Origin of the sequence: Streptomyces sp. A5-4, assembly GCF_051131715.1 — a bacterium.
Taxonomy (GTDB): domain Bacteria; phylum Actinomycetota; class Actinomycetes; order Streptomycetales; family Streptomycetaceae; genus Streptomyces.
The window spans coordinates 4,983,783-5,007,323 of sequence record NZ_CP178591.1; the positions used below are offsets into that span (position 1 = coordinate 4,983,783).

At 70.0% G+C, this 23,541-nt stretch carries 17 protein-coding genes; 15 read left to right on the forward strand and 2 right to left on the reverse strand.

The features are described from left to right. Positions 1 to 54 precede the first annotated feature (54 nt). Both ACLLJJ_RS23215 and ACLLJJ_RS23220 read right to left on the reverse strand, forming a co-directional pair. Positions 55 to 3,261 carry an amidohydrolase family protein gene (locus ACLLJJ_RS23215; protein ID WP_434594799.1) on the reverse strand — a complete coding sequence of 1,069 codons (3,207 nt, stop codon included), beginning with the start codon at positions 3,259 to 3,261 and terminating at the stop codon, positions 55 to 57. Between the two features lie 283 nt (positions 3,262 to 3,544). Beyond that, on the reverse strand, positions 3,545 to 4,399 hold the full coding sequence (locus ACLLJJ_RS23220) for a C40 family peptidase (RefSeq protein WP_434594801.1): 855 nt from the start codon (positions 4,397 to 4,399) through the stop codon (positions 3,545 to 3,547). A gap of 716 nt (positions 4,400 to 5,115) precedes the next feature. Between ACLLJJ_RS23220 and ACLLJJ_RS23225 the strand changes: the two genes are divergently transcribed. The 15 genes from ACLLJJ_RS23225 (at position 5,116) to recQ (ending at position 23,370) form a co-directional block, all read left to right on the forward strand. Next, positions 5,116 to 5,475 (forward strand): NADH-quinone oxidoreductase subunit A, encoded by a 360-nt coding sequence (locus tag ACLLJJ_RS23225; RefSeq protein WP_347122460.1) that lies wholly within the window; start codon positions 5,116 to 5,118, stop codon positions 5,473 to 5,475. A 19-nt stretch (positions 5,476 to 5,494) separates the two neighbouring features. Then, the gene (locus ACLLJJ_RS23230; protein ID WP_283520223.1) at positions 5,495 to 6,049 is read left to right on the forward strand and encodes a NuoB/complex I 20 kDa subunit family protein; all 555 of its coding nucleotides are present in this window, start codon (positions 5,495 to 5,497) and stop codon (positions 6,047 to 6,049) included. Further along, on the forward strand, positions 6,046 to 6,747 hold the full coding sequence (locus tag ACLLJJ_RS23235; RefSeq protein ID WP_283520222.1) for an NADH-quinone oxidoreductase subunit C: 702 nt from the start codon (positions 6,046 to 6,048) through the stop codon (positions 6,745 to 6,747). Before ACLLJJ_RS23230 ends, ACLLJJ_RS23235 begins: the two co-directional genes overlap by 4 nt. After that, positions 6,744 to 8,066 (forward strand): NADH-quinone oxidoreductase subunit D, encoded by a 1,323-nt coding sequence (locus tag ACLLJJ_RS23240; protein WP_434594806.1) that lies wholly within the window; start codon positions 6,744 to 6,746, stop codon positions 8,064 to 8,066. Before ACLLJJ_RS23235 ends, ACLLJJ_RS23240 begins: the two co-directional genes overlap by 4 nt. Positions 8,067 to 8,083: 17 nt before the next feature. After that, positions 8,084 to 8,929 carry an NADH-quinone oxidoreductase subunit NuoE gene (gene nuoE / locus ACLLJJ_RS23245; RefSeq protein ID WP_434600497.1) on the forward strand — a complete coding sequence of 282 codons (846 nt, stop codon included), beginning with the start codon at positions 8,084 to 8,086 and terminating at the stop codon, positions 8,927 to 8,929. Continuing rightward, positions 8,929 to 10,293 (forward strand): NADH-quinone oxidoreductase subunit NuoF, encoded by a 1,365-nt coding sequence (gene nuoF, locus ACLLJJ_RS23250; protein ID WP_434594809.1) that lies wholly within the window; start codon positions 8,929 to 8,931, stop codon positions 10,291 to 10,293. Before nuoE ends, nuoF begins: the two co-directional genes overlap by 1 nt. Further along, positions 10,290 to 12,785, forward strand: coding sequence for an NADH-quinone oxidoreductase subunit G (locus ACLLJJ_RS23255; protein WP_434594812.1), 2,496 nt, complete (start codon positions 10,290 to 10,292; stop codon positions 12,783 to 12,785). Before nuoF ends, ACLLJJ_RS23255 begins: the two co-directional genes overlap by 4 nt. After that, complete coding sequence (gene nuoH / locus ACLLJJ_RS23260; protein ID WP_434594814.1) at positions 12,782 to 14,134, forward strand: NADH-quinone oxidoreductase subunit NuoH; 1,353 nt, start codon at positions 12,782 to 12,784, stop codon at positions 14,132 to 14,134. The genes ACLLJJ_RS23255 and nuoH overlap by 4 nt, the downstream gene beginning before the upstream one ends. Then, a complete protein-coding gene (gene nuoI, locus ACLLJJ_RS23265; RefSeq protein ID WP_434594817.1) occupies positions 14,127 to 14,744 on the forward strand; it encodes an NADH-quinone oxidoreductase subunit NuoI in 618 nt (205 codons plus the stop codon). The genes nuoH and nuoI overlap by 8 nt, the downstream gene beginning before the upstream one ends. Next, positions 14,741 to 15,568 carry an NADH-quinone oxidoreductase subunit J gene (locus ACLLJJ_RS23270; protein WP_434594819.1) on the forward strand — a complete coding sequence of 276 codons (828 nt, stop codon included), beginning with the start codon at positions 14,741 to 14,743 and terminating at the stop codon, positions 15,566 to 15,568. The genes nuoI and ACLLJJ_RS23270 overlap by 4 nt, the downstream gene beginning before the upstream one ends. Then, complete coding sequence (gene nuoK / locus ACLLJJ_RS23275; RefSeq protein ID WP_018101339.1) at positions 15,565 to 15,864, forward strand: NADH-quinone oxidoreductase subunit NuoK; 300 nt, start codon at positions 15,565 to 15,567, stop codon at positions 15,862 to 15,864. Before ACLLJJ_RS23270 ends, nuoK begins: the two co-directional genes overlap by 4 nt. Positions 15,865 to 15,879: 15 nt before the next feature. Further along, entirely contained in the window at positions 15,880 to 17,832 is a 1,953-nt protein-coding gene (gene nuoL / locus ACLLJJ_RS23280) for an NADH-quinone oxidoreductase subunit L (protein WP_434594824.1), read from the forward strand. A 5-nt stretch (positions 17,833 to 17,837) separates the two neighbouring features. Further along, positions 17,838 to 19,448 carry an NADH-quinone oxidoreductase subunit M gene (locus ACLLJJ_RS23285; protein ID WP_434594827.1) on the forward strand — a complete coding sequence of 537 codons (1,611 nt, stop codon included), beginning with the start codon at positions 17,838 to 17,840 and terminating at the stop codon, positions 19,446 to 19,448. Beyond that, the gene (nuoN, locus tag ACLLJJ_RS23290) at positions 19,445 to 21,100 is read left to right on the forward strand and encodes an NADH-quinone oxidoreductase subunit NuoN (RefSeq protein WP_434594830.1); all 1,656 of its coding nucleotides are present in this window, start codon (positions 19,445 to 19,447) and stop codon (positions 21,098 to 21,100) included. The genes ACLLJJ_RS23285 and nuoN overlap by 4 nt, the downstream gene beginning before the upstream one ends. Positions 21,101 to 21,288: 188 nt before the next feature. Then, positions 21,289 to 23,370 (forward strand): DNA helicase RecQ, encoded by a 2,082-nt coding sequence (gene recQ, locus ACLLJJ_RS23295; protein ID WP_434594833.1) that lies wholly within the window; start codon positions 21,289 to 21,291, stop codon positions 23,368 to 23,370. Positions 23,371 to 23,541: the final 171 nt, after the last annotated feature.

The following is a 23,541-nucleotide window of genomic DNA, read 5'->3' on the forward strand; positions in this document are numbered from 1 at the left end:
GGATCAGGACGGGCCCGTGCCCCCGAGGACGGGGCCCGCGCCGCCGGGCCCCCGTCAGCAGTGGCCCTCCCCGCGCAACTGGTCCAGGGCTCCCTGCCAGTCCTGGCCGGCGGCCCCTGCGTCGTATCCGCGCGCGGTGTTCTCGCGGTACGGCGCCTCGAGCCGCGCCCGTTCGTGCATCCGGCCGCCGACCAGGACCCGTTCGACCCGGGCCAGGTCGTCGAAGTCCGTGAACGGGTCGCCGTCCACGATCGTCAGGTCCGCGATCCTGCCCCGCTCGACCGTGCCCAGGTCCTTCGCGGCGCCGAAGATCCGCGCCGGGAGCACGGTGACCGTGCGCAGGGCCTCCGCGGGGGAGAAGCCGTGCGCGACCATGGCGCGCAGCATCAGGTGCAGTTGGAGGCCGACCGGGGTCAGCGGGGTGTCCGTGCCGAGGCCGAGCAGGCCACCGCGGGCGATGACCGTGCGACAGGTGTCGAGCTCGCTGCGCAGCCGGAGCCGCTCGGCGTCGGTCGGCGGTTTCGCGGCCTGGGCACGGACGGCCAGCACGTCCCAGGGCGGCATCATCGCGGTCACCCGGGGGTCGTCGACGAGGTCCGGGTGCTCGGCGAGCAGCGCGAAGGCGGCGAACGGAGTGGCGAGCAGGCTGAACGCGCCCCGCGCGTAGGTCTCCACCACGTCCTGGTGGCTGAGTCCCCCGGCCGTGACGCTGTGGCTGCTCTCGGTCCGCTCGGTGGCGGCCAGGTGCGTGGTGAGGTCCTCGCCGCTCTGGATGCCCTGGGCGCACAGGTGCGAGCCGGACCGTACGCCGAGCCGCTGGTGGCCGAAGCGGGCGGCCTCGGCCATCGCGGTGACGGGGGCGCGTACGTACGTCTTCACGAAGTCCCAGTCCAGCGCGGCCCCGCGGGCGAGCGAGCGCCGGAGGCCCTCGGGGGTGCGGTGGGCGCGGCCCATGCTGTACGCGACGCGGGAGCCGTCGAGGAGTTCGCCGGTGGTGAGCAGCCGGGGACCGTTGAGGCGGCCCGCGACGATGTCCTCGCGGAGCCTGGCCTGTTCGTAGCTGAAACCGGCGAGGGAGACCGTGGTGGTGACGCCGTACGCGAGTTCAAGCGCGGTCTGCCGGGCGCCGTACGTGTACTGCCAGGGGTGCGTGTGGGTGTCCCAGAGGCCGGGCAGGACGGTCCGCTGCGAGGCGTCGACGGTGCGGGCGGTGCGGCGGCCGGTGCGGTGCGGTTCGATCGCGGTGATGCGGCCGTCGCTGATGAGGATGTCGACGTCCTCGCGAAGGGAGCCGTCTCCTGCGCCGCCCGTGCCGTCCCAGAGCCGGCCCGCGTGCACGACGGTGTCGACGGGGGTCGGCCGACGGTGGTCCAGGCGTACGCGCACGGTACGCGGCGGCTGCTCGCCGCCGTCCTGGCCGGAGCCGTCCCCGGCCGTCCGCAGCAGCCGCAGCCGGGCGTTGGAGAGGTACAGGAGCGTGCGGGAGTCGGCGGCCCAGGACGGGTGGTCGGCCGCCTCGTCGCCGAGAAGGCGGGGGGCGCCGTCCGGGGTGCCGTCCGGCCGCACCGGCAGCAGCCACAGTGCGGACTCGCTGACGCACGCCATCCACCGCCCGTCCGGCGACCAGACAGGACCCGACGCGTACCGGTCGGCGAGCGAGGCGTGCGGGGCGAGCGCGTGCAGCTTCGCCGCGCCGCTCGTGGCGTCGACGACCCGGATCAGGTTGTAGCCCTCGCGGAAGCGGAGGTTGAGCCGGTTGCGATCGCAGTACGCCAGGAAGCGGCCGTCCGGCGACCAGCTGGGCGGGCCCGGCAGCCCACCGCCGCCGAGCGGCGATGCGAGCCTCCGCTCGGTACCGGCGGCGAGGTCGCGCACGACGAGGCCGCCCGCCATGTCGAGGCAGGCGAGGCGGGCGCCGTCCGGGGAGAGCGCGCCGTGCACCCGGCCGCCGGGCGCCAGCAGTGTGTCCTCGCCGGTCCTCAGGTCGTGCCGCCGCACGGCGTTGAGCCCGTCGCGGTCGTCGACGTACAGCAGGCCGTGCCCGTCGGGTGTCCAGGACGGCCCCTGGAGGTACGTCGTCGGGGCGGATCGCACTACTTTGCGGGGTTTTGCGCCCCCTGAAGTCGGCGTGATCCAGAGGGTGTTCAGCGCGACAAAAGCGATGGAACGTCCGTCGGGGGAGAGGGCGGGCTGCTGGATGCCGCGCACCGGGCGGCTGCCACGGGGCTCGAAGTCGTACGACTTGACGCGATAGCGGGGCCGCTCGACCGGCAGGGTCGCGTGGAACGGGACGAGCTGCCCGGTCCGTTCGCGGTGCGGCCGTACCGCGCGGAACTGCCCGTCCACGGTGAGCAGCAGCCGCTCGTCGTCCAGCCAGCGCGGCGGCACCGCCGCGAGCGAGCCGTCCAGCGCCACCGGCTCGCCGTCCACGACGAGGACGACGTTCGCGCTGCCGATGCCGGTGGGGACCGCGCGCAGCCAGGCGGGTCGCCCGGCCGGGGAGAACGCCGGGGTCTGGAGATTGCCCGGTTCGGTCTCGGCGTGCTCGACGGTGACGGGGGCGCCGGTCGCGGTCGCCGAGGTGGTGGCGAGCGTGCGGGCCGCGAGCGTGGCGCCTTCGAGCCCGGCCCGGACGAAGACGACACGGGCGCCGTCGGCGGAGAACGCCGGATCGAAGTCCTCGTAGGGGGCGTCCTGGCCGGGGCCCTGCTGGCCGGGCAGCCCGGTGAGTTGGCGCAGGGCGCCGTCGCGCACGCCGACCGTCCAGATCCGGTACGGGCTGCCCTGCACGGGGTCGCCGCCGCGCTCGGAGGAGAACACGATGCGGGCGCCGTCCGGCGACCAGGCGGGCGCGCGGTCGTCCCAGGGGCCTTCGGTGAGGCGGCGCAGCCCCGAACCGTCCACGGCCATCGCCCAGATGTGGAACTGGCCGCCCCGGTAGCAGCTCATCGCGACGTGGCGCCCGTCCGGTGAGCAGACCGGCCGGCCGGGTTCAAGGTCCGGCTCGGTGAGGGCGGTGGCGGGGCCGCCGTCGCCCGGCAGCGACCAGAGGATGTTCTGCACTTCGGCGATGACCCGGCCGCCCGCTCCCGCCGGGGTGGCCGCGCCGTTGGTCGCGGCGGTGAACCGCAGCCGTGCGGTGGCGGCGGCGGGCTCGGCGGCGGCGGCCGGGCCGCCGGGGATGTGAACGGCCGCACTGCCCGCGACGAGCGCGGTCCCGGCGGCGTTCCGTAGGAATTGTCTGCGCGGCATCGACGGCATGGCGGCCCCCTGGGTGCGTACGTCGGTGGCGTACGCCAGGTCGCGTACGTCGCGTTCCGCCCCCTTGGTACCGGGTGGGCCAGGGGTGGGTCACGGCGGCGCGCTCGGCAAGAGGGCATTTCCGGGCAGGGGCGCCGTCTCCTGGCTCGGGGACGGCGGAGGGCGGCCGGGGGGCGCCCGTGGGCGGCCGTCGGGGCACGGAAGGCCGCCGGGGACGGCGAAGGGCCGCCGTCCCCGAGCGGGGGAGCGGCGGCCCTCGGCCTTACGAAGTGTGCGGGGTCCCTCAGAGAACGCGGACCGCGCCGGACGGCGGGTCGTAGTCCAGAGTCTGCTCGACCACACCGGTGCCGGAGTTCTGCGCGCCGACGAACTTGCCGCCGCCCACGTAGATGCCCACGTGGTAGGCGCTGCCCGCGCTGCCCCAGTACAGGATGTCGCCCGGCTGGAGGTTGCTCAGCCCGACCTGGGTGCCGGCCGTCGACTGGTCCTGCGAGACACGCGGCAGGTCCACGCCGATCGTGCCGAACGCGGCCTGGACGAGACCCGAGCAGTCCCACGAGTTGGGGCCGGTGCCACCGGAGACGTACGCGTCGCCGACCTGGGCGCGTGCGAACGCCACCACTGAGGCGGCGGAGCCGGTCGCCTGCGAGGAGGACGGGGAGGAGGACGAGGAAGCGGAGCTGCCGGAGTCGTTGGACGACGTGGAGGCGGCGCTGAGCGTGGTGCGCTCCGAGGAACGCGAGGCGCGCTCCTGTTCGGCGGCCTTCGCCTCGGCTGCCTTCTTCGCGGCGGCCTTCTCGGCCTTCTCCTTGGCCTCGGCCTTGCGGTCGGCCTCGGCCTTGGCCTTCTTCGCGGTCTTCGCCGCCTGGTCGGCCGCGGCGTCCTGCTGGGCGCGCAGGTCGTAGGCGTGGGCGACCTGCTGGGTGGCGTCCGCGGAGACGGCGATGGTGTTCGCGAGGTCCGCGGTCAGCGTGGGCATCTCGATGGTCTCGGTCACCGGCTCGGCATTCGCCGGACCGGCAGCACCGGCCACCGCGATCGTGCTGAGGACGCCACCGGCAACTCCGGCTCGGAGTGCCATTTTCGAGGCACTGCGACGGGGCTTCCGGTGGCTGGGTATGTGAGCGGTGAGGGACATGGGTCAACCGCTACCAGGGCTATGGGGGTTCCTTCAAGAAACGTGTGCTGCGCCACAGTTGTGTAACGAAGGCGCGAATCCGGAGCCCGGCGGCCTTTATTGACGCCGTAACGGGCAATACGGGCACCCATAAGCAAGCCTGTGATCACCGGCTTTCCGCAATACGCCCGAATTGCCCGACGCCTACCATCCGTTCACACCGATGGCCAAGCCCGCTTTTGTCGGAGGCCTCGCGGAGTGGCGCAGGTCACAGGGCGGCCACCCCTCGCGGCGGTGAACGCTCGTGAACGCATGCACGCGTCCACATTCGTCCCCGACGCTCCCTCGCTCAGGTGAGCCCGCACCCCCTATCACCCCAAGCCGCCCATCTCCAATTTGCCTGTACAGAGCATCTCTTGATAGAGCGACACCCCTTGCGACCAGCGGTAACACCTGCGCTTGTCACGTCTCGTGATCGCTCGGGCGCTTCGCGTATGAAGATCACCGCTCATCCGACTTCATGATCCTTCGTCAGGTGGTGGAGATCACAAAGGCGTTGTCGTACCCCGTGTCGCAGATCACAGACCGACAGGCATAGGATGCGGGGCAGTCGGGCTTGTGACCTGCTTCACATGTGCGTGATCTTCGCGTGACGGAGATGACGGGATGGCGGAGACGGGAATCGCAAGACCCGTTGCGGGTTCAGCGGTCAAGGACGACTGGAAGGAGCGAGGAGCGTGAATGCCTACGCGCCCATCCTCGTGCTCGGCGCCCTCGGGGCAGCGTTTGCGATCTTTTCCGTGGTCATGGCCTCGCTTATCGGGCCAAAGCGCTATAACCGGGCAAAGCTTGAAGCATACGAGTGCGGCATTGAGCCGACGCCCACACCGGCCGGAGGCGGCCGTTTTCCCATCAAGTACTACCTGACGGCGATGCTTTTCATCGTCTTCGACATCGAGATCGTCTTCCTCTATCCCTGGGCCGTCTCCTTTGACGCTCTCGGGATTTTCGGGCTCGTGGAGATGCTGCTCTTCGTGCTCACCGTCTTCGTTGCCTACGCGTACGTGTGGCGGCGCGGCGGCCTGGAATGGGACTAGAGGGGCTGAGGGGTCACCAATGGGACTCGAAGAGAAGCTGCCGAGCGGCTTTCTGCTGACCACCGTCGAACAGGCCGCGGGTTGGGTGCGGAAGTCCTCCGTCTTCCCCGCGACCTTCGGCCTCGCCTGCTGCGCCATCGAGATGATGACCACCGGCGCCGGCCGTTACGACCTGGCCCGCTTCGGCATGGAGGTCTTCCGCGGTTCACCGCGCCAGGCCGACCTGATGATCGTGGCAGGTCGGGTCAGCCAGAAGATGGCGCCGGTGCTGCGGCAGGTCTATGACCAGATGCCCAACCCCAAGTGGGTCATTTCCATGGGAGTTTGCGCATCCTCGGGTGGAATGTTCAACAATTACGCAATTGTGCAGGGTGTTGACCACATTGTTCCCGTTGACATCTATTTGCCCGGTTGTCCGCCCCGCCCCGAGATGCTGCTGGACGCGATCCTCAAGCTTCACGAAAAGATCCAGAACTCGAAGCTCGGGGTGAACCAGGAGGAAGCGGCCCGCGAGGCGGAGGAAGCGGCTCTCAAGGCGCTCCCCACCATTGAGATGAAGGGGCTGCTGCGGTGACCGAGCAGAACGGCGTCCCCGCCCAGCGCGACGAGACCGGTGAGGTCATCGGCGTACGCAAGGGCATGTTCGGCGCCAGCAACGGCGGCGACACCAGTGGCTACGGCGGTCTCGTACGGACCGTCACCCTGCCGGGCGCCGCGTCGCGCCCGTACGGCGGCTGGTTCGACGAAGTCGCCGACGAGCTCGAAGGCGCACTGGAGGAGCAGGGACTGCTCCCCGCCAACGCCATCGAGAAGACCGTCGTCGACCGCGACGAGCTCACTTTCCACATCGCGCGCGAGCACCTGCTCCAGGTGGCCAGGACGCTGCGCGACGACCCCGCGCTGCGCTTCGAGCTCTGCACGGGCGTCAGCGGGGTGCACTACCTGGAGGACAAGGGCCGGGAGCTGCACGCCGTCTACCACCTGCGGTCGATCACCCACAGCCGAGTGATCCGCATCGAAGCGAGCGCGCCGGACAGTGATCCGCACGTCCCCTCGCTGGTCGAGGTCTACCCGACCAACGACTGGCACGAGCGCGAGACGTACGACTTCTTCGGCCTCGTCTTCGACGGGCACCCCGCCCTCACCCGGATCATGATGCCGGACGACTGGCAGGGCTTCCCGCAGCGCAAGGACTACCCGCTCGGCGGCATCGCCGTCGAGTACAAGGGCGCCCAGATCCCGGCTCCGGACCAGCGGAGGTCGTACTCATGACTACCCCACCCGCATCTGCACGCGCGACCACCGAAGGTCCCGTATATACAGTCACCGGCGGCGACTGGGACGAGGTCGTCCAGGCCCACGCCAAGACCGACGACGAGCGCATCGTCGTCAACATGGGCCCCCAGCACCCGTCCACGCACGGCGTGCTCCGGCTCATCCTGGAGATCGACGGCGAGACGGTCACCGAGGCCCGCTGCGGAATCGGTTATCTGCACACCGGCATCGAGAAGAACCTCGAATACCGGAACTGGACGCAGGGCACCACGTTCGTCACGCGCATGGACTATCTGACGCCGTTCTTCAACGAGACGGCGTACTGCCTGGGTGTCGAGAAGCTGCTCGGCATCACGGACCAGATCCCGGACCGCGCGAGCGTCATCCGCGTCCTGCTGATGGAGCTCAACCGGCTCTCCTCGCACCTGGTGTGCCTGGCCACCGGCGGCATGGAGCTCGGCGCCACCACGATCATGATCTACGGCTTCCGCGATCGTGAACTGATTCTCGATGCCTTCGAGTTGATCACCGGCCTGCGCATGAACCACGCTTACATCCGGCCCGGCGGCCTCGCCCTGGACCTCCCCCCGGGCGCCGTCGACCACCTGCGCGAGCTGCTGAAGACCCTGCGCAAGAACCTGCCGGAGTACGACAAGCTCGCCACCGGCAACCCCATCTTCAAGGCGCGCATGCAGGACGTCGGATATCTCGACCTGACGGGCTGTATGGCGCTCGGCGCCACCGGGCCCGTGCTGCGCTCGGCGGGCCTGCCGCACGACCTGCGCAGGACCGACCCCTACTGCGGTTACGAGACGTACGACTTCGACGTCCCCACCGCCGACACCTGCGACTCCTACGGCCGCTTCCTGATCCGGCTCGAAGAGATGCGCCAGTCGCTGCGGATCGTCGAGCAGTGCCTGGACCGGCTCGCGCCGGGCCCGGTCATGGTCGCGGACAAGAAGATCGCCTGGCCCGCGCAGCTCGCGCTCGGCCCGGACGGCCTCGGCAACTCGCTCGACCACATCAAGAAGATCATGGGCACCTCCATGGAGGCCCTGATCCACCACTTCAAGCTGGTGACCGAGGGCTTCCGGGTCCCCGCCGGGCAGACGTACAGCGCGGTCGAGTCGCCCAAGGGCGAACTGGGCGTGCATGTCGTCTCCGACGGCGGCACCCGCCCCTACCGGGTCCACTTCCGCGACCCGTCGTTCACCAATCTGCAGGCCATGGCGGCCATGTGCGAAGGCGGCCAGATCGCCGACGTCATCGTCGCTGTCGCATCCATCGACCCCGTGATGGGAGGCGTCGACCGGTGACAGACGTCAGCCTCGGGATGCCCCAGCTCCCCGCCCCCGACTACCCGGCCGATGTGCGCGCCCGGCTCGAAGCCGACGCCAAGGAGGTGATCGCCCGTTACCCCGACAGCCGGTCCGCCCTGCTGCCGCTGCTGCACCTCATGCAGGCCGAAGAGGGCCATGTCACCCGCACCGGTGTCCGCTTCTGCGCCGAGACGCTCGGCCTGACCACGGCCGAGGTCACCGCGGTCTCCACCTTCTACTCGATGTACCGGCGCAAGCCCTCGGGCGACTACCAGGTGGGTGTCTGCACCAACACGCTGTGCGCGGTGATGGGCGGCGACGCGATCTACGACGCGCTGCGCGACCACCTGGACATCGGCCACGGTGAGACCACCGGCGACGGCAAGGTCACCCTGGAGCACATCGAGTGCAACGCCGCCTGCGACTTCGCACCGGTCGTGATGGTCAACTGGGAGTTCTTCGACAACCAGACCGTCGAGTCCGCGACGCGGCTCGTCGACGACCTGCGGGCCGGGCAGCAGGTCGCCCCCACACGCGGGGCGCCCCTGTGCACGTACAAGGAGACGGCCCGCATCCTGGCCGGCTTCCCCGACGAGCGCCCCGGCGCGGTCGGGGCCACCGGCGGCGCGGGGCCCGCCTCGCTCATCGGCCTCAAGCTCGCCAAGGGCGAGATCCCGCAGCCCCGAGTGGTGCACCCGCGCGGCGAGTCCGCCCAGGGCGGGAACCAGCAGGGCGAGCCGCAGGACCAGCCGCACGATCCGTCGCCGTCCGAGCACCTGAGCTCGCACGACGCGCCGGAGGAGACCTCGGCCTCCGACCCGGCGCACCCTGCCGGACCGGCAGCCGAGGAGGGGGAGTGATGACGTTGGCACCCGAGATCGACACCAACGAGACCAGCCCGGACAAACTGCTCTCACCCGTGCTGTCGGCCTTCTGGGACCAGCCCGACGCCTGGACCCTGGAGACCTACAAGCGCCACGAGGGCTACGAGGGCCTGCGCAAGGCCCTCGCCATGTCCCCGGACGACCTCATCGCGTACGTCAAGGACTCCGGTCTGCGCGGTCGCGGCGGAGCCGGCTTCCCCACCGGCATGAAGTGGCAGTTCATCCCGCAGGGCGACGGCAAGCCGCACTACCTCGTGGTCAACGCCGACGAGTCGGAGCCCGGGACCTGCAAGGACATCCCGCTCCTCTTCGCCAACCCGCACTCCCTCATCGAGGGGATCGTGATCGCCTGTTACGCGATCCGCTCCAGCCACGCCTTCATCTATCTGCGCGGCGAGGTCGTCCCCGTACTGCGCAGGCTGCACGAGGCCGTGCGGGAGGCATACGCGGCGGGCTACCTCGGGCACAACGTCCTGGGCAGCGGTCTCGACCTCGAACTCACCGTGCACGCGGGCGCGGGCGCGTACATCTGTGGTGAAGAGACGGCGCTGCTCGACTCGCTCGAAGGCCGACGCGGCCAGCCCCGGCTCCGTCCCCCCTTCCCCGCGGTCGCGGGTCTCTACGCATGTCCGACTGTGGTGAACAACGTCGAGTCCATCGCCTCCGTTCCCGCGATCCTGAACAAGGGCAAGGAATGGTTCCGTTCGATGGGCAGCGAGAAGTCCCCGGGCTTCACGCTGTACTCACTGAGCGGCCACGTCACCAGCCCCGGCCAGTACGAGGCCCCGCTCGGCATCACCCTGCGCCAGCTGCTCGACATGAGCGGCGGCATGCGGGCCGGGCACCGGCTCAAGTTCTGGACGCCGGGCGGCTCCTCGACCCCGATGTTCACCGACGAGCACCTCGACGTACCGCTGGACTACGAGGGCGTCGGCGCGGCCGGCTCGATGCTCGGCACCAAGGCGCTCCAGTGCTTCGACGAGACGACGTGCGTGGTGCGGGCGGTGACCCGCTGGACCGAGTTCTACGCGCACGAGTCCTGCGGCAAGTGCACACCGTGCCGCGAAGGCACCTACTGGCTCGTGCAGTTGCTCCGGGACATCGAGGCCGGCAAGGGCCGCATGTCCGACCTGGACAAGCTGAACGACATCGCCGACAACATCAACGGCAAGTCCTTCTGCGCGCTCGGTGACGGCGCCGCGTCCCCGATCTTCTCCTCGCTCAAGTACTTCCGCGAGGAGTACGAGCAGCACATCACCGGTCAGGGCTGCCCCTTCGACCCCAGCAAGTCGACCGTCTGGGCCGACGACAAGAACGCTCACCAAGGGGTGAACGCATGACAGTCACCACGTCAGCCCCCACGGGAGGCGGCGAGGCAGCGGTTCCTCCGGAGGACCTCGTCTCGCTGACGATCGACGGCATCGCCATCTCCGTCCCCAAGGGGACGCTGGTCATCCGCGCCGCCGAGCTGCTCGGCATCGAGATCCCCCGGTTCTGCGACCACCCGCTCCTCGACCCCGTCGGCGCCTGTCGTCAGTGCATCGTCGAGGTCGAGGGCCAGCGCAAGCCGATGGCCTCCTGCACCATCACCTGCACCGACGGCATGGTCGTCAAGTCCCAGATCACCTCGCCGGTCGCCGACAAGGCGCAGCGCGGAGTGATGGAACTGCTGCTGATCAACCACCCGTTGGACTGCCCGGTCTGCGACAAGGGCGGCGAGTGCCCCCTGCAGAACCAGGCCATGTCGCACGGTGACCCGGACTCCCGCTTCGAGGGCAGGAAGCGGACGTACGAGAAGCCGGTCCCCATCTCCACCCAGGTGCTGCTCGACCGCGAGCGGTGCGTGCTGTGCGCGCGCTGCACCCGCTTCTCGAACCAGATCGCGGGCGACCCGATGATCGAGATGCTGGAGCGCGGCGCACTCCAGCAGATCGGCACGGGCGAGGGCGACCCCTTCGAGTCGTATTTCTCCGGCAACACCATCCAGATCTGCCCGGTGGGCGCGCTCACCTCGGCCGCGTACCGGTTCCGCTCCCGGCCCTTCGACCTGGTGTCGACGCCGAGCATTTGCGAGCACTGCTCCAGCGGCTGCGCGACCCGCACCGACCACCGGCGCGGCAAGGTCATGCGGCGCCTGGCGGCCGATGACCCCGAGGTCAACGAGGAGTGGATGTGCGACAAGGGGCGCTTCGGGTTCCGTTACGCACAGCGCCCCGACCGGCTGACCACTCCGCTGGTACGCAACGCGGACGGTGTCCTTGAGCCGGCCAGCTGGCCCGAGGCGCTGGAGGTCGCCGCCCGCGGTCTCGCCGCGGCCCGCGGCCGGGCCGGTGTACTGACCGGCGGTCGCCTCACCGTCGAGGACGCCTACGCGTACAGCAAGTTCGCGCGGGTCACGCTGGGCACCAACGACATCGACTTCCGGGCCCGCGTCCACAGCAGCGAGGAGGCCGACTTCCTGGCCGCCCGCGTCGCCGGGCGCGGCCGGGACCTCGACGGTACGGGCGTCACGTACACCTCCCTCGAAAAGGCCCCGGCCGTCCTGCTCGCCGGGATCGAGTCCGAGGAGGAGGCGCCCGGCGTCTTCCTGCGGCTGCGCAAGGCCCACCGGCTGCACGGGCAGCGCACCTTCGCCCTCGCCACCCACGCCACCCGCGGCCTGGAGAAGGCGGGCGGCACACTGCTGCCCGCCGCGCCCGGCACCGAGACCGAGTGGCTGGACGCGCTCGCGGGCCACGCGGGGCTCGACGACGCGGGGAGCCTGGCCGCCGAGGCGCTCCGTGCCGAGGGCGCCGTGATCGTCGTCGGTGAGCGGCTCGCCGCCGTGCCCGGCGCACTCACCGCCGCCGTGCGGGCGGCCACCGCCACCGGCGCCTCGCTCGTGTGGATCCCGCGCCGGGCCGGTGAGCGCGGCGCCGTCGAGGCGGGCGCGCTGCCGTCCCTGCTGCCCGGCGGGCGCCCCGCCACCGACCCACGCGCGCGTGACGAGGTGGCGGCGGCCTGGGGCGTCGCCGAACTGCCGCACCGTTTCGGCCTGGACACCGGCCAGATCATCGAGGCCGCGGCCACCGGTGAGCTGGCCGCCCTGGTCGTCGCGGGCGTCGAGGTCGGCGACCTGCCGGACCCGCTGCGCGCGCGTGAAGCCCTGGACCAGGTCGGTTTCCTGCTCTCCCTGGAGCTGCGGCCCAGCGAGGTGACCGAACGCGCGGACGTCGTGCTGCCGGTCGCCGCCGTCGCCGAGAAGCCGGGCACCTTCCTCAACTGGGAGGGCCGGGCCCGGATGTTCGAGGCGGCGCTCAAGCCCGAGCAGATGACGCGCCGGCTCGCCCCGAGCGACGCGTACGTCCTGCACATGCTGGCCGACGCGCTCGACGTACGCCTCGCACTCGGCGATGTACGCGCCGTACGCGGCGAGCTCGACCGGCTCGGCTCCTGGGGCGGCCCGTACGCCACGGGCCCGACCGAGTCGGCCCGGCCGCTGCCGCGTCCCGGCGACGGCGAGGCCGCCCTCGCGGGGCACCGGCTGCTGCTCGACCAGGGCCGCATGCAGGACGGCGACGAGGCGCTCGCCGGCACCCGGCACGCGGCCGTCGCCCGGCTCTCCGCGGCCACCGCGGCCGAGACGGGCGTGAAGGACGGCGACCAGCTCGCCGTCTCCGGCCCCACCGGCACGGTGCGACTGCCGCTCCAGGTCACGCCGATGCCCGACCGGGTGGTGTGGCTGCCGCTCAACTCGACGGGCGGCGGAGTCCTCAACGACGCGGGTGCCCGGCCGGGCGATCCGGTCCGCATCGCACCGGTCACGACTGCCGCGACGGAGGTGGAAGCATGATGTATCTCGCCGCTGAAGACCTGTCGATGTTCGGCCGCGACCCCTGGTGGCTCGTCGCCGTCAAGGCTGTCTTCTGCTTCGCGTTCCTGATGATCACCGTGCTGTTCTCCATCGTGTGGGAGCGCAAGGTCGTCGCCTGGATGCAGCTGCGCATCGGCCCCAACCGGCACGGCCCCTGGGGCCTTCTCCAGTCCCTCGCGGACGGCGTCAAGCTGATGCTCAAGGAGGACCTGGTCGTCAAGCGCGCGGACAAGGTCATCTATGTCCTCGCGCCGATCATCGCGGCGATCCCGGCGTTCATGGCCATCGCGGTCATCCCGTTCGGCCCGGCGGGCAACGAGGTCTCGATCTTCGGTCAGCGCACCACGATGCAGCTGACCGACCTGCCGATCGCGATGCTCTACGTCCTGGCCATCGCCTCCGTCGGCATCTACGGCATCGTCCTCGCGGGCTGGTCGTCGGGCTCGACGTATCCGCTGCTCGGCGGCCTGCGCTCGTGCGCGCAGATGATCTCGTACGAGATCGCGATGGGTGCGGCCTTCGCCTCGGTGTTCCTCTACTCCGGGTCGATGTCGACGTCGGCGATCGTCGAGGCGCAGGCGGACCGCTGGTTCATCATCCTGCTGCCGGTCTCCTTCATCATCTACATCATCACGATGGTGGGCGAGACCAACCGCGCCCCCTTCGACATGCCGGAGTCCGAGGGCGATCTCGTCGGCGGCTTCAACACCGAGTACAGCTCGATCAAGTTCGCGCTGTTCATGCTGGCGGAGTACGTCAACATGGTCACCGTCTCGGCGGTCTCCGTCACCCTCTTCCTGGGCGGCTGGCGCGCGCCGTACCCGATCAGCACCTTCTGGGAGGGCGCCAACCACGGTTGGTGGCCGATGCTCTGGTTCGTCATCAAGCTCCAGCTGCTGCTGTTCTTCTTCATCTGGCTGCGCGGCACGCTGCCCCGCGTGCGCTACGACCAGCTGATGAAGCTCGGCTGGAAGGTCCTGATCCCGGTCTCGGTGGTCTGGCTGATGCTGGTCGCCACGGTGCGCGTGATGCGCAACGAGAACATGGACTTCCAGAACATCGTGCTCTACGTCGCCGGGGCGATCATCGGCATCCTGCTGCTGTCCTTCGTCGCGGACATGTTCCGCGACAAGAAGGAGAAGGCGCTCGCGGCGCAGGCCGAGCCCGAACCGGCCTTCGACCCGATGGCGGGCGGATTCCCCGTGCCACCACTGCCCGGCCAAGAGATGCCACCGGTGCCGCGCAGGCGCTCGCACCAGGAGCGCGAGTTGATTGTCAGTGGTGGGCCGGACACTACAAGTGACGGAAAGGAGGCCGACGGTGTCTGATTTTCAGAATCCGGTAGCCGGCTTCGGCGTGACCTTCAAGGCCATGTTCAAGAAGCGGCTGACCGAGCAGTACCCGGAGGAGCAGAAGACCACGGCGCCGCGCTTCCACGGACGTCACCAGCTCAACCGCCATCCGGATGGCCTGGAGAAGTGCATCGGCTGCGAGCTGTGCGCATGGGCCTGTCCGGCCGACGCGATCTATGTGGAGGGCGCGGACAACACCGAGGAGGAGCGCTACTCCCCGGGCGAGCGCTACGGCCGCGTCTACCAGATCAACTACGCCCGCTGCATTCTGTGCGGCCTGTGCATCGAGGCCTGCCCGACGCGCGCGCTGACCATGACCAATGAGTTCGAGCTCGCCGACAGCAGCCGCGAAGCCCTCATCTATACGAAGGAACAGCTGATGGCGGGCCTGGAGGAAGGCATGGTCGAGTCGCCGCACTCGATCTTCCCGGGCACCGACGAGCAGGACTACTACCGGGGCCTGGTCACCGAGGCGGCGCCGGGCACCGAGCGGCAGGTCGCCCTGAGCAAGGGGGAGCGTCCGCAGGAGGCCGCTTCGACCTTCGGTGAGGACGAGCCCGCGTCGAAGAGGGTGATCGGGGCATGAATGCTCTTGCCGTCACCGCCACTTCGACCGGGGAGGCCGTGCAGTTCTGGGTGCTGGGATCGGTCGCCGTCATCGGCGCCCTGTGCACCATCCTGATGCGGCGGGCCGTGCACAGCGCGCTCTGCCTCGCCGGGACCATGATCATTCTGGCGGTCTTCTACCTCGCCAACGGCGCGTACTTCCTGGGTGTCGTCCAGATCGTCGTCTACACCGGCGCGATCATGATGCTGTTCCTCTTCGTGGTCATGCTGGTCGGCGTCACCGCCGCGGACTCCCTCAAGGAGACGCTCAAGGGCCAGCGCTGGCTGGCCGTGGGCTGCGGTCTCGGCTTCGGCATCCTGCTGATCGCCGGCATCGGCAACGCCTCGCTGTCGACCTTCAACGGCCTCGGCAAGGCCAACGCCGCCCGCGGGGGCAACGTCGAGGGACTGGCCGAGCTCATCTTCACCAAGTACGTCTTCGCCTTCGAGCTCACCGGCGCGCTGCTCATCACGGCGACGATCGGCGCGATGGTGCTCACGCACAAGGAGCGCACCGAGCGCGCCAAGACGCAGCGCGAGATGTCCGAGGAGCGCGTACGCGGCAAGCACCTCCCGCCGCTGCCCGCCCCCGGCGTCTACGCCCGGCACAACGCGGTGGACATCGCGGGCCTGCTGCCGGACGGCACGCCGTCCGAGCTCACGGTCATGCGGACCCTGCGCGACCGCGGCCAGATCCGCGATGTGTCGAGCGAGGCCATGGCCGACCTCAAGGCTCTGGAGCAGCGCTCCGAGGAGCGCCTCGGCCGGGACCAGGAACCGCACGAAGAGGGGGCCGCCAAGTGAACCCGGTCAACTATCTGTACCTAGCCGCCCTGTTGTTCACCATCGGTGCGGCAGGTGTGCTGATCCGGCGGAACGCGATCGTGGTCTTCATGTGCGTCGAGCTGATGCTCAACGCCTGCAACCTCGCGTTCGTCACCTTCTCCCGGATGCACGGCAATCTCGACGGGCAGATCATCGCGTTCTTCACGATGGTCGTCGCCGCAGCCGAAGTCGTGGTCGGGCTCGCGATCATCGTGTCGCTGTTCCGCTCGCGCCACTCGGCCTCGGTCGACGACGCCAGCCTGATGAAGCTGTAAGGGGGCGCTGGAACTATGAACGCAGAGAACATGATTGCGCTGCTTGTCGCGGCGCCCCTGCTCGGAGCGGCCGTGCTGCTGTGCGGCGGCAGGCGGCTCGACCGTACGGGCCACTGGCTCGGCACGGTGCTCTCGGCCGCGTCGTTCGTCATCGGCGCGCTGCTGTTCCTGAACATGCTGGGCAAGGGCGCCGAGGACCGCGCCATGCACCAGAAGCTGTTCAGCTGGATTCCCGTCGAGGGATTCCAGGCGGATGTCGCCTTCCAGCTCGACCAGTTGTCAATGACCTTCGTTCTGCTGATCACCGGTGTGGGCACGCTGATCCACATCTACTCGATCGGCTACATGGAGCACGACGAGCGCCGCCGCCGCTTCTTCGGCTATCTCAACCTGTTCCTCGCGGCGATGCTCCTGCTGGTCGTCGCCGACAACTACCTGCTGCTCTACGTGGGCTGGGAGGGCGTCGGTCTGGCGTCGTACCTGCTCATCGGCTTCTGGCAGCACAAGCCCAGCGCGGCCACCGCCGCCAAGAAGGCCTTCCTGGTCAACCGGGTTGGTGACATGGGGCTGTCCATCGCGATCATGCTGATGTTCACCACCTTCGGGACCTTCACCTTCGGGTCGGTTCTCGAAGCGAGCGGTGAAGGCGGGGCGAGCGAGGGCAAGCTGACGGTCATCGGCCTGATGCTGCTGCTCGCCGCGTGCGGCAAGTCGGCGCAGGTACCGCTGCAGTCCTGGCTCGGCGACGCGATGGAGGGCCCGACCCCGGTCTCCGCCCTCATCCACGCCGCGACCATGGTGACCGCCGGCGTCTACCTCATCACCCGGTCCGGCGCGATCTTCAACGCGGCGCCCGACGCGCAGACGGCGGTTGTGGTGGTGGGCGCGGTGACGCTCCTCTTCGGTGCGATCGTCGGTTGCGCGAAGGACGACATCAAGAAGGCCCTGGCGGGCTCGACGATGTCGCAGATCGGCTACATGATCCTGGCGGCGGGCCTCGGCCCGATCGGTTACGCCTTCGCGATCATGCACCTGGTGACGCACGGCTTCTTCAAGGCGGGCCTCTTCCTCGGCGCCGGATCGGTCATGCACGGCATGAACGACGAGGTCGACATGCGGAAGTACGGCGGCCTGCGGAAGTACATGCCGGTGACGTTCGTGACGTTCGGCCTCGGCTATCTCGCGATCATCGGCTTCCCCGGCCTGTCCGGCTTCTTCTCCAAGGACAAGATCATCGAGGCGGCCTTCGCCTCGGGCGGCGCCCAGGGCTGGATCCTCGGATCGGTGACCCTGCTGGGCGCGGGCCTCACGGCGTACTACATGACGCGCGTGATGATCCTGACGTTCTTCGGCGAGAAGCGCTGGCAGCCGGCCCCCGCCGCGGACAAGACGGCCGATGTGGAGCCGGTCGCCGGGGCGAGCCCCGGTGAGCTGCCCCAGCCGCACGAGTCGCCGAAGTCGATGACGATCCCCATGATCGTGCTGGCCTTCGGGTCGGTGTTCGCGGGAGGGTTCTTCAGCATCGGCGACCGTTTCGTCGGATGGCTGGAGCCGGTCACGCAGTTCGAGCACCCGCACCCGCCGATCAGCGTGCCGGTGATCACGGGCCTGACGGTCGTCGTCCTGCTCGCAGGAGTCGCCGTCGCGTACCTCCAGTACGGGCGCAGGCCCGTCCCGTTGCTCGCCCCGCGCGGCTCGCTGCTCACCCGCGCCGCCCGGCGCGATCTCCTCCAGGACGACTTCAACCACGTCGTCCTGGTCCGTGGCGGCGAGCACCTCACCCGCTCGCTCGTGTACGTCGACCACTCGCTGGTCGACGGGGTGGTCAACGGCACGGCGGCCTCGTTCGGCGGGCTCTCCGGCCGGCTGCGCAAGCTGCAGAACGGCTACGCCCGCACGTACGCGGTCTCGATGTTCGGCGGTACGGCGATCCTCATTGCCGCGACCCTGCTGATGAGGGCGGTCTGATCTCCATGTCCTTCCCACTGCTCACCGCGGCCGCGGCGCTCCCGGCGGTCGGTGCGGTCCTGACCGCCGCCGTCCCCGCCGCGCGCCGCACCACCGCAAAGTGGCTGGCGCTGGCCTTCTCGCTGGGCACGTTCGTGCTGGCGGCCCTGGTGGTCGTCCGCTTCGAGCCCGGCGGCGACCGCTACCAGCTCACCGAATCCCATGCCTGGATCCCGGACTTCGGGGTCAGGTACGAGCTGGGCGTGGACGGCATCGCCGTCGCGCTGATCGCGCTCACCGCCCTGCTGATCCCCTTCATCATCCTGGCGGGCTGGCACGACGCCGACCCTTCCCCAAGCTCTCAAATTCGTTCGAGCGGGGGAGGCCCCGTTGAAACGAAGAACTATCGATGGCGCCCGACCCAGGGCTTCTTCGCGCTGATCCTGATGGTCGAAGCGATGGTGATCCTCTCCTTCGAGGCCACCGACGTCTTCCTCTTCTACATCTTCTTCGAAGCGATGCTCATCCCGATGTACTTCCTCATCGGAGGCTTCGGGGACCGGGCGCACGCGGGCACCGACGGGGCGGCGGCCACCCAACGCTCGTACGCCGCCGTCAAGTTCCTCCTCTACAACCTGGTCGGCGGCCTGATCATGCTGGCCGCCGTCATCGGTCTGTACGTGGTCGCCGGGAGCTTCTCGCTCGCGGAGATCGCCGAGGCCCGCGCCAACGGGTCGTTGGAGATGGCGACCAACACCGAGCGGCTGCTCTTCCTCGGCTTCTTCTTCGCCTTCGCGGTGAAGGCGCCGCTGTGGCCGTTGCACACCTGGCTGCCCAACGCGATGGGCGAGGCGACCACCCCGGTCGCGGTGCTGATCACCGCGGTCGTCGACAAGGTCGGCACGTTCGCGATGCTGCGCTTCTGCCTCCAGCTCTTCCCGGAGGCGTCGAAGTGGGCCACGCCCGTGATCATCGTCCTGGCGCTGATCAGCATCATCTACGGCGCGCTGCTCGCGGTCGGCCAGCGCGACATCAAGCGCCTGATCGCGTACGCGTCGATCTCGCACTTCGGCTTCATCGTGCTGGGCATCTTCGCGATGACCAGCCAGGGCCAGTCGGGCGCGACGCTGTACATGGTCAACCACGGGATCTCGACCGCCGCGCTGATGCTGGTGGCCGGCTTCCTGATCACCCGGCGCGGCTCGCGGCTCATCGCCGACTACGGCGGTGTCCAGAAGGTCGCCCCGGTGCTCGCGGGGACGTTCCTCATCGGCAGCCTCGCCACCCTGTCGCTGCCGGGACTCGCGCCGTTCGTCAGCGAATTCCTGGTGCTGGTCGGGGTGTTCGCCGCCTACCCGGTGGCCGGGATCATCGCGACGCTGGGCATTGTCCTCGGCGCGCTCTACTCGCTCGTGCTCTACCAGCGGACGATGACCGGCCCCGTGGTGGCCGAGGTCAAGGCGATGCCCGACCTCAAGATCCGTGAGCTCGTGGTCGTCGCCCCGCTGATCGCGCTGCTGCTTCTCCTCGGCGTCTATCCCAAGCCGCTGACCGAGATCGTCAATCCGGCCGTGAAGCACACCATGTCCGACGTCCAGAAGAAGGACCCCAAGCCCGAGGTGGAGGCGGCCAAGTGAGCACATCAGCTGTCCACAGCCTGTGGACGACCGTCGCGGCGCCCGGCGCCGCGGACGGTTTCACGGCCCCGCACATCGAGTACGCGCAGCTGTCACCGACGCTGATCGTCATCGGCGCGGCCGTCATCGGCGTACTCGTCGAGGCATTCGTGCCGCGCAGGGCCCGTTATCACGCCCAGCTGTTCCTGTCGGTCGTCGCCCTCGCCGCCGCCTTCGCGGCGATCGTGGGGCTCGCGGCCGCCGGATACGGCACGACCAAGGCGCACATCGCGGCGGAGGGCGCCATCGCCGTCGACGGCCCGGCGCTCTTCCTGCAGGGCACGATCGTGCTGGCCTCGCTGGTCGCGGTGTTCACCTTCGCCGAGCGCAGGCTCGACCCGGACGCCCACGGCAACCGGGTCGACTCCTTCGCGGCGCAGGCCGCGTCCACGCCCGGCAGCGACAGTGAGCAGGCGGCCGTCAAGGCCGGGTTCACCACCACCGAGGTCTTCCCGCTCATGCTGTTCGCGGTGGCCGGGATGCTGGTCTTCCCCGCCGCCAACGACCTGCTGACGCTGTTCGTGGCGCTGGAAGTCTTCTCGCTCCCGCTGTACCTGCTGTGCGCCGTCGCCCGCCGCAAGCGGCTGATGTCGCAGGAGGCCGCGGTCAAGTACTTCCTGCTCGGCGCCTTCTCGTCGGCGTTCCTGCTGTTCGGCATCGCCCTGATGTACGGGTACGCGGGCTCCGTCTCGTACGCGAAGATCGCGGGCATCGTCGACGGCTCGATCAAGCAGATCGACCCGGCACTGGGCGACACCATGGGCAATGACGCGCTGCTGCTCATCGGCGCCGCGATGATCCTCATGGGCCTGCTCTTCAAGGTCGGCGCGGTCCCGTTCCACATGTGGACCCCGGACGTCTACCAGGGCGCCCCGACGCCGGTGACCGGCTTCATGGCCGCGGCGACCAAGGTGGCCGCCTTCGGCGCGCTGCTGCGGCTGCTGTACGTCGTCCTGCCGGGCCTCACCTGGGACTGGCGCCCGGTGATGTGGGGCATCGCGGTCGTCACGATGCTGGGCGGCGCGATCGTCGCGATCACCCAGACCGACATCAAGCGGCTCCTGGCGTACTCCTCGATCGCGCATGCCGGGTTCATCCTGGCCGGTGTCATCGCGACCACCCCCGAGGGCATCTCGTCGGTCCTCTTCTACCTGCTGGCGTACTCCTTCGTGACGATCGGCGCGTTCGCCGTGGTCACGCTGGTGCGCGACGCGGGCGGCGAGGCGACGCACCTGTCGAAGTGGGCCGGCCTGGGGCGGCGCTCGCCGCTGGTCGCCGCGGTCTTCGCGGTGTTCCTCCTGGCCTTCGCCGGTATCCCGCTGACCTCCGGCTTCGCCGGGAAGTTCGCGGTGTTCAAGGCGGCGGCCGAGGGCGGCGCGGGTGCGCTGGTCGTGGTCGGTGTGCTCTCGTCGGCCATCGCCGCGTTCTTCTACATCCGGGTGATCGTCCTGATGTTCTTCAGCGAGCCGAAGGCGGACGGCCCCACGGTCGCCGTGCCCTCGCCGCTGACGATGACGGCGATCGCGATGGGTGTGGTGGTGACGGTGGTGCTCGGCGTGGCCCCGCAGTACTTCCTGGATCTGGCGAGCCAGGCGGGGGTCTTCGTCCGCTGACCGAGGTTCGCCCGGCCTGTGTGTCCGTGTGGTTCTGCCGCCCGGTGCTTCTCCTCCCGGATCTTGGATCTTGGAGGGAGGGGTGCCGGGCGGCGGCTTTTGGTCCGGGGTGTCAGTGCGGGCCTCTACCGTGGGTGGGGGTGACGGATCAGGTGCGGGGGGACAGTGCGATGGACGGGACGGCTGGTATGGCAGGGATGACCACGACGGGTGACATCGGCGGCGTGACGGAGAGCGACGCGCTGCGGACGCTGCACCGCGTCTTCGGGTACGAGACGTTCCGTGGGGCGCAGGCGGACGTCATCGAGCATGTGGTGGACGGCGGGGACGCCGTGGTACTCATGCCGACCGGCGGCGGAAAGTCGCTCTGCTATCAGATCCCGGCGCTGGTCAGGCCCGGTACCGGCATTGTGATCTCGCCGCTGATCGCGCTCATGCAGGACCAGGTCGACGCGCTGCGGGCGCTCGGCGTGCGCGCCGGGTTCCTCAACTCCACCCAGGACTACGACACGCGGCGCGTGATGGAGGCGGAGTTCCTCGCAGGGGAGCTCGACCTGCTCTATCTGGCCCCGGAGCGGCTGCGGCTCGACGCCACGCTGGACCTGCTGGGCCGGGCCAAGATCTCCGTGTTCGCGATCGACGAAGCGCACTGCGTCGCGTCGTGGGGGCACGACTTCCGGCCGGACTATCTGGCCCTGTCCGTGCTGGGCGAGCGGTGGCCGGACGTGCCGCGGATCGCCCTGACGGCGACGGCGACGCACGCCACGCACAAGGAGATGACCCAGCGGCTCGGGATGCCCGACGCCAGGCACTTCGAGGCGAGCTTCGACCGGCCCAACATCCAGTACCGGATCGTGCCCAAGGCCGACCCGAAGAAGCAGCTGCTGACCTTTCTGCGCGAGGAGCACGCGGGGGACGCGGGCATTGTCTATTGCCTCTCGCGCAACTCCGTCGACAAGACGGCGGAGTTCCTCTGCCGCAACGGCGTGGCGGCCGTGCCGTACCACGCGGGTCTCGACGGGGGGACGCGTGCGGCGCACCAGTCCCGGTTCCTGCGGGAGGAGGGCCTGGTCGTCGTGGCGACCATCGCCTTCGGCATGGGCATCGACAAGCCCGACGTGCGGTTCGTCGCCCACCTCGACCTGCCCAAGTCCGTCGAGGGCTACTACCAGGAGACGGGCCGCGCGGGCCGCGACGGGATGCCGTCGACGGCCTGGATGGCGTACGGGCTCCAGGACGTGGTGCAGCAGCGCAAGATGATCCAGGGCGGGGACGGCGACGAGGCGTTCCGGCGGCGCGCGGCGTCGCATCTCGACGCGATGCTGGCGCTCTGCGAGACCACGGAGTGCCGGCGGGCGCAGCTGCTGGCCTATTTCGGCCAAGACCCCACGGCACCGTCCTGCGGGAACTGCGACACGTGCCTCAGCCCGCCCGAGACGCTGGACGGGACGGTGCCCGCGCAGAAGGTCCTCTCCGCGGTGGTGCGGTTGCAGCGGGAGCGCAGGCAGAAGTTCGGCGCGGGGCAGATCATCGACATCCTGATGGGGCGCAAGACCGCGAAGGTGATCCAGTTCGACCACGACCAGCTGTCGGTCTTCGGCATCGGCGAGGAGCTGGCCGAGGCGGAATGGCGGGGCGTGGTGCGGCAGTTGCTGGCGCAGGGGCTGCTCGCCGTCGAGGGGGAGTACGGGACGCTCGTGCTGACCGAGGAGAGCGCGTCCGTGCTGAGCCGGGAGCGTGAGGTGCGGCTGCGCAAGGAGACGAAGCCGACGGCGGCGGCCCGTTCCGCGAAGGGCGAGCGCAAGTCGAAGGCCGCGGCGGCGACCGCGGAGCTGGCCCCGGAGGCCGTGCCGGTGTTCGAGGTGCTGCGGGCGTGGCGGGCGGAGCAGGCGCGGGAGCAGGGTGTCCCGGCGTACGTCGTCTTCCACGACGCGACGCTGCGGGAGATCGCGACCGCGCGGCCAGGGTCCGTGGAGGAGCTGGGTGGCATCGCCGGGCTCGGCGAGAAGAAGCTGGCCACGTACGGGGAAGGGGTGCTGGAGGTGCTGGCCGGGCTCGCGGATGCGGCGGGCGCCGCGGAGCCGGCCCAGGGCCCCGGGCCTACGCCCCCGGCCGCTCCCGCCGCCCCGGTCGCCCCGGCCGCGGTGACCGCACCGGTCGTGCCGGTGCCCGCCGCGCGGCCGGTGCCCGCGGCGGAGGCCGGGCACGACCCGGAGCCGGACTGGGGGCGGGAGCCCGAGTGGGACGACGCGGAGCCGCCGGAGGGGTGAGCGGTTCGGGGTGCCTGCGGCGCTGTCCCCTACCCGCCCCTTCCCGTACCGGGGCTCCGCCCGGGCCCCGGTCCTCAAACGCCGGACGGGCTGGAATTCAGCCTGTCCGCAGCTCCGCCCCGGGCCCGGTCCTCAAACGCCGGACGGGCTGAATTCTGGACGGGCTGAATT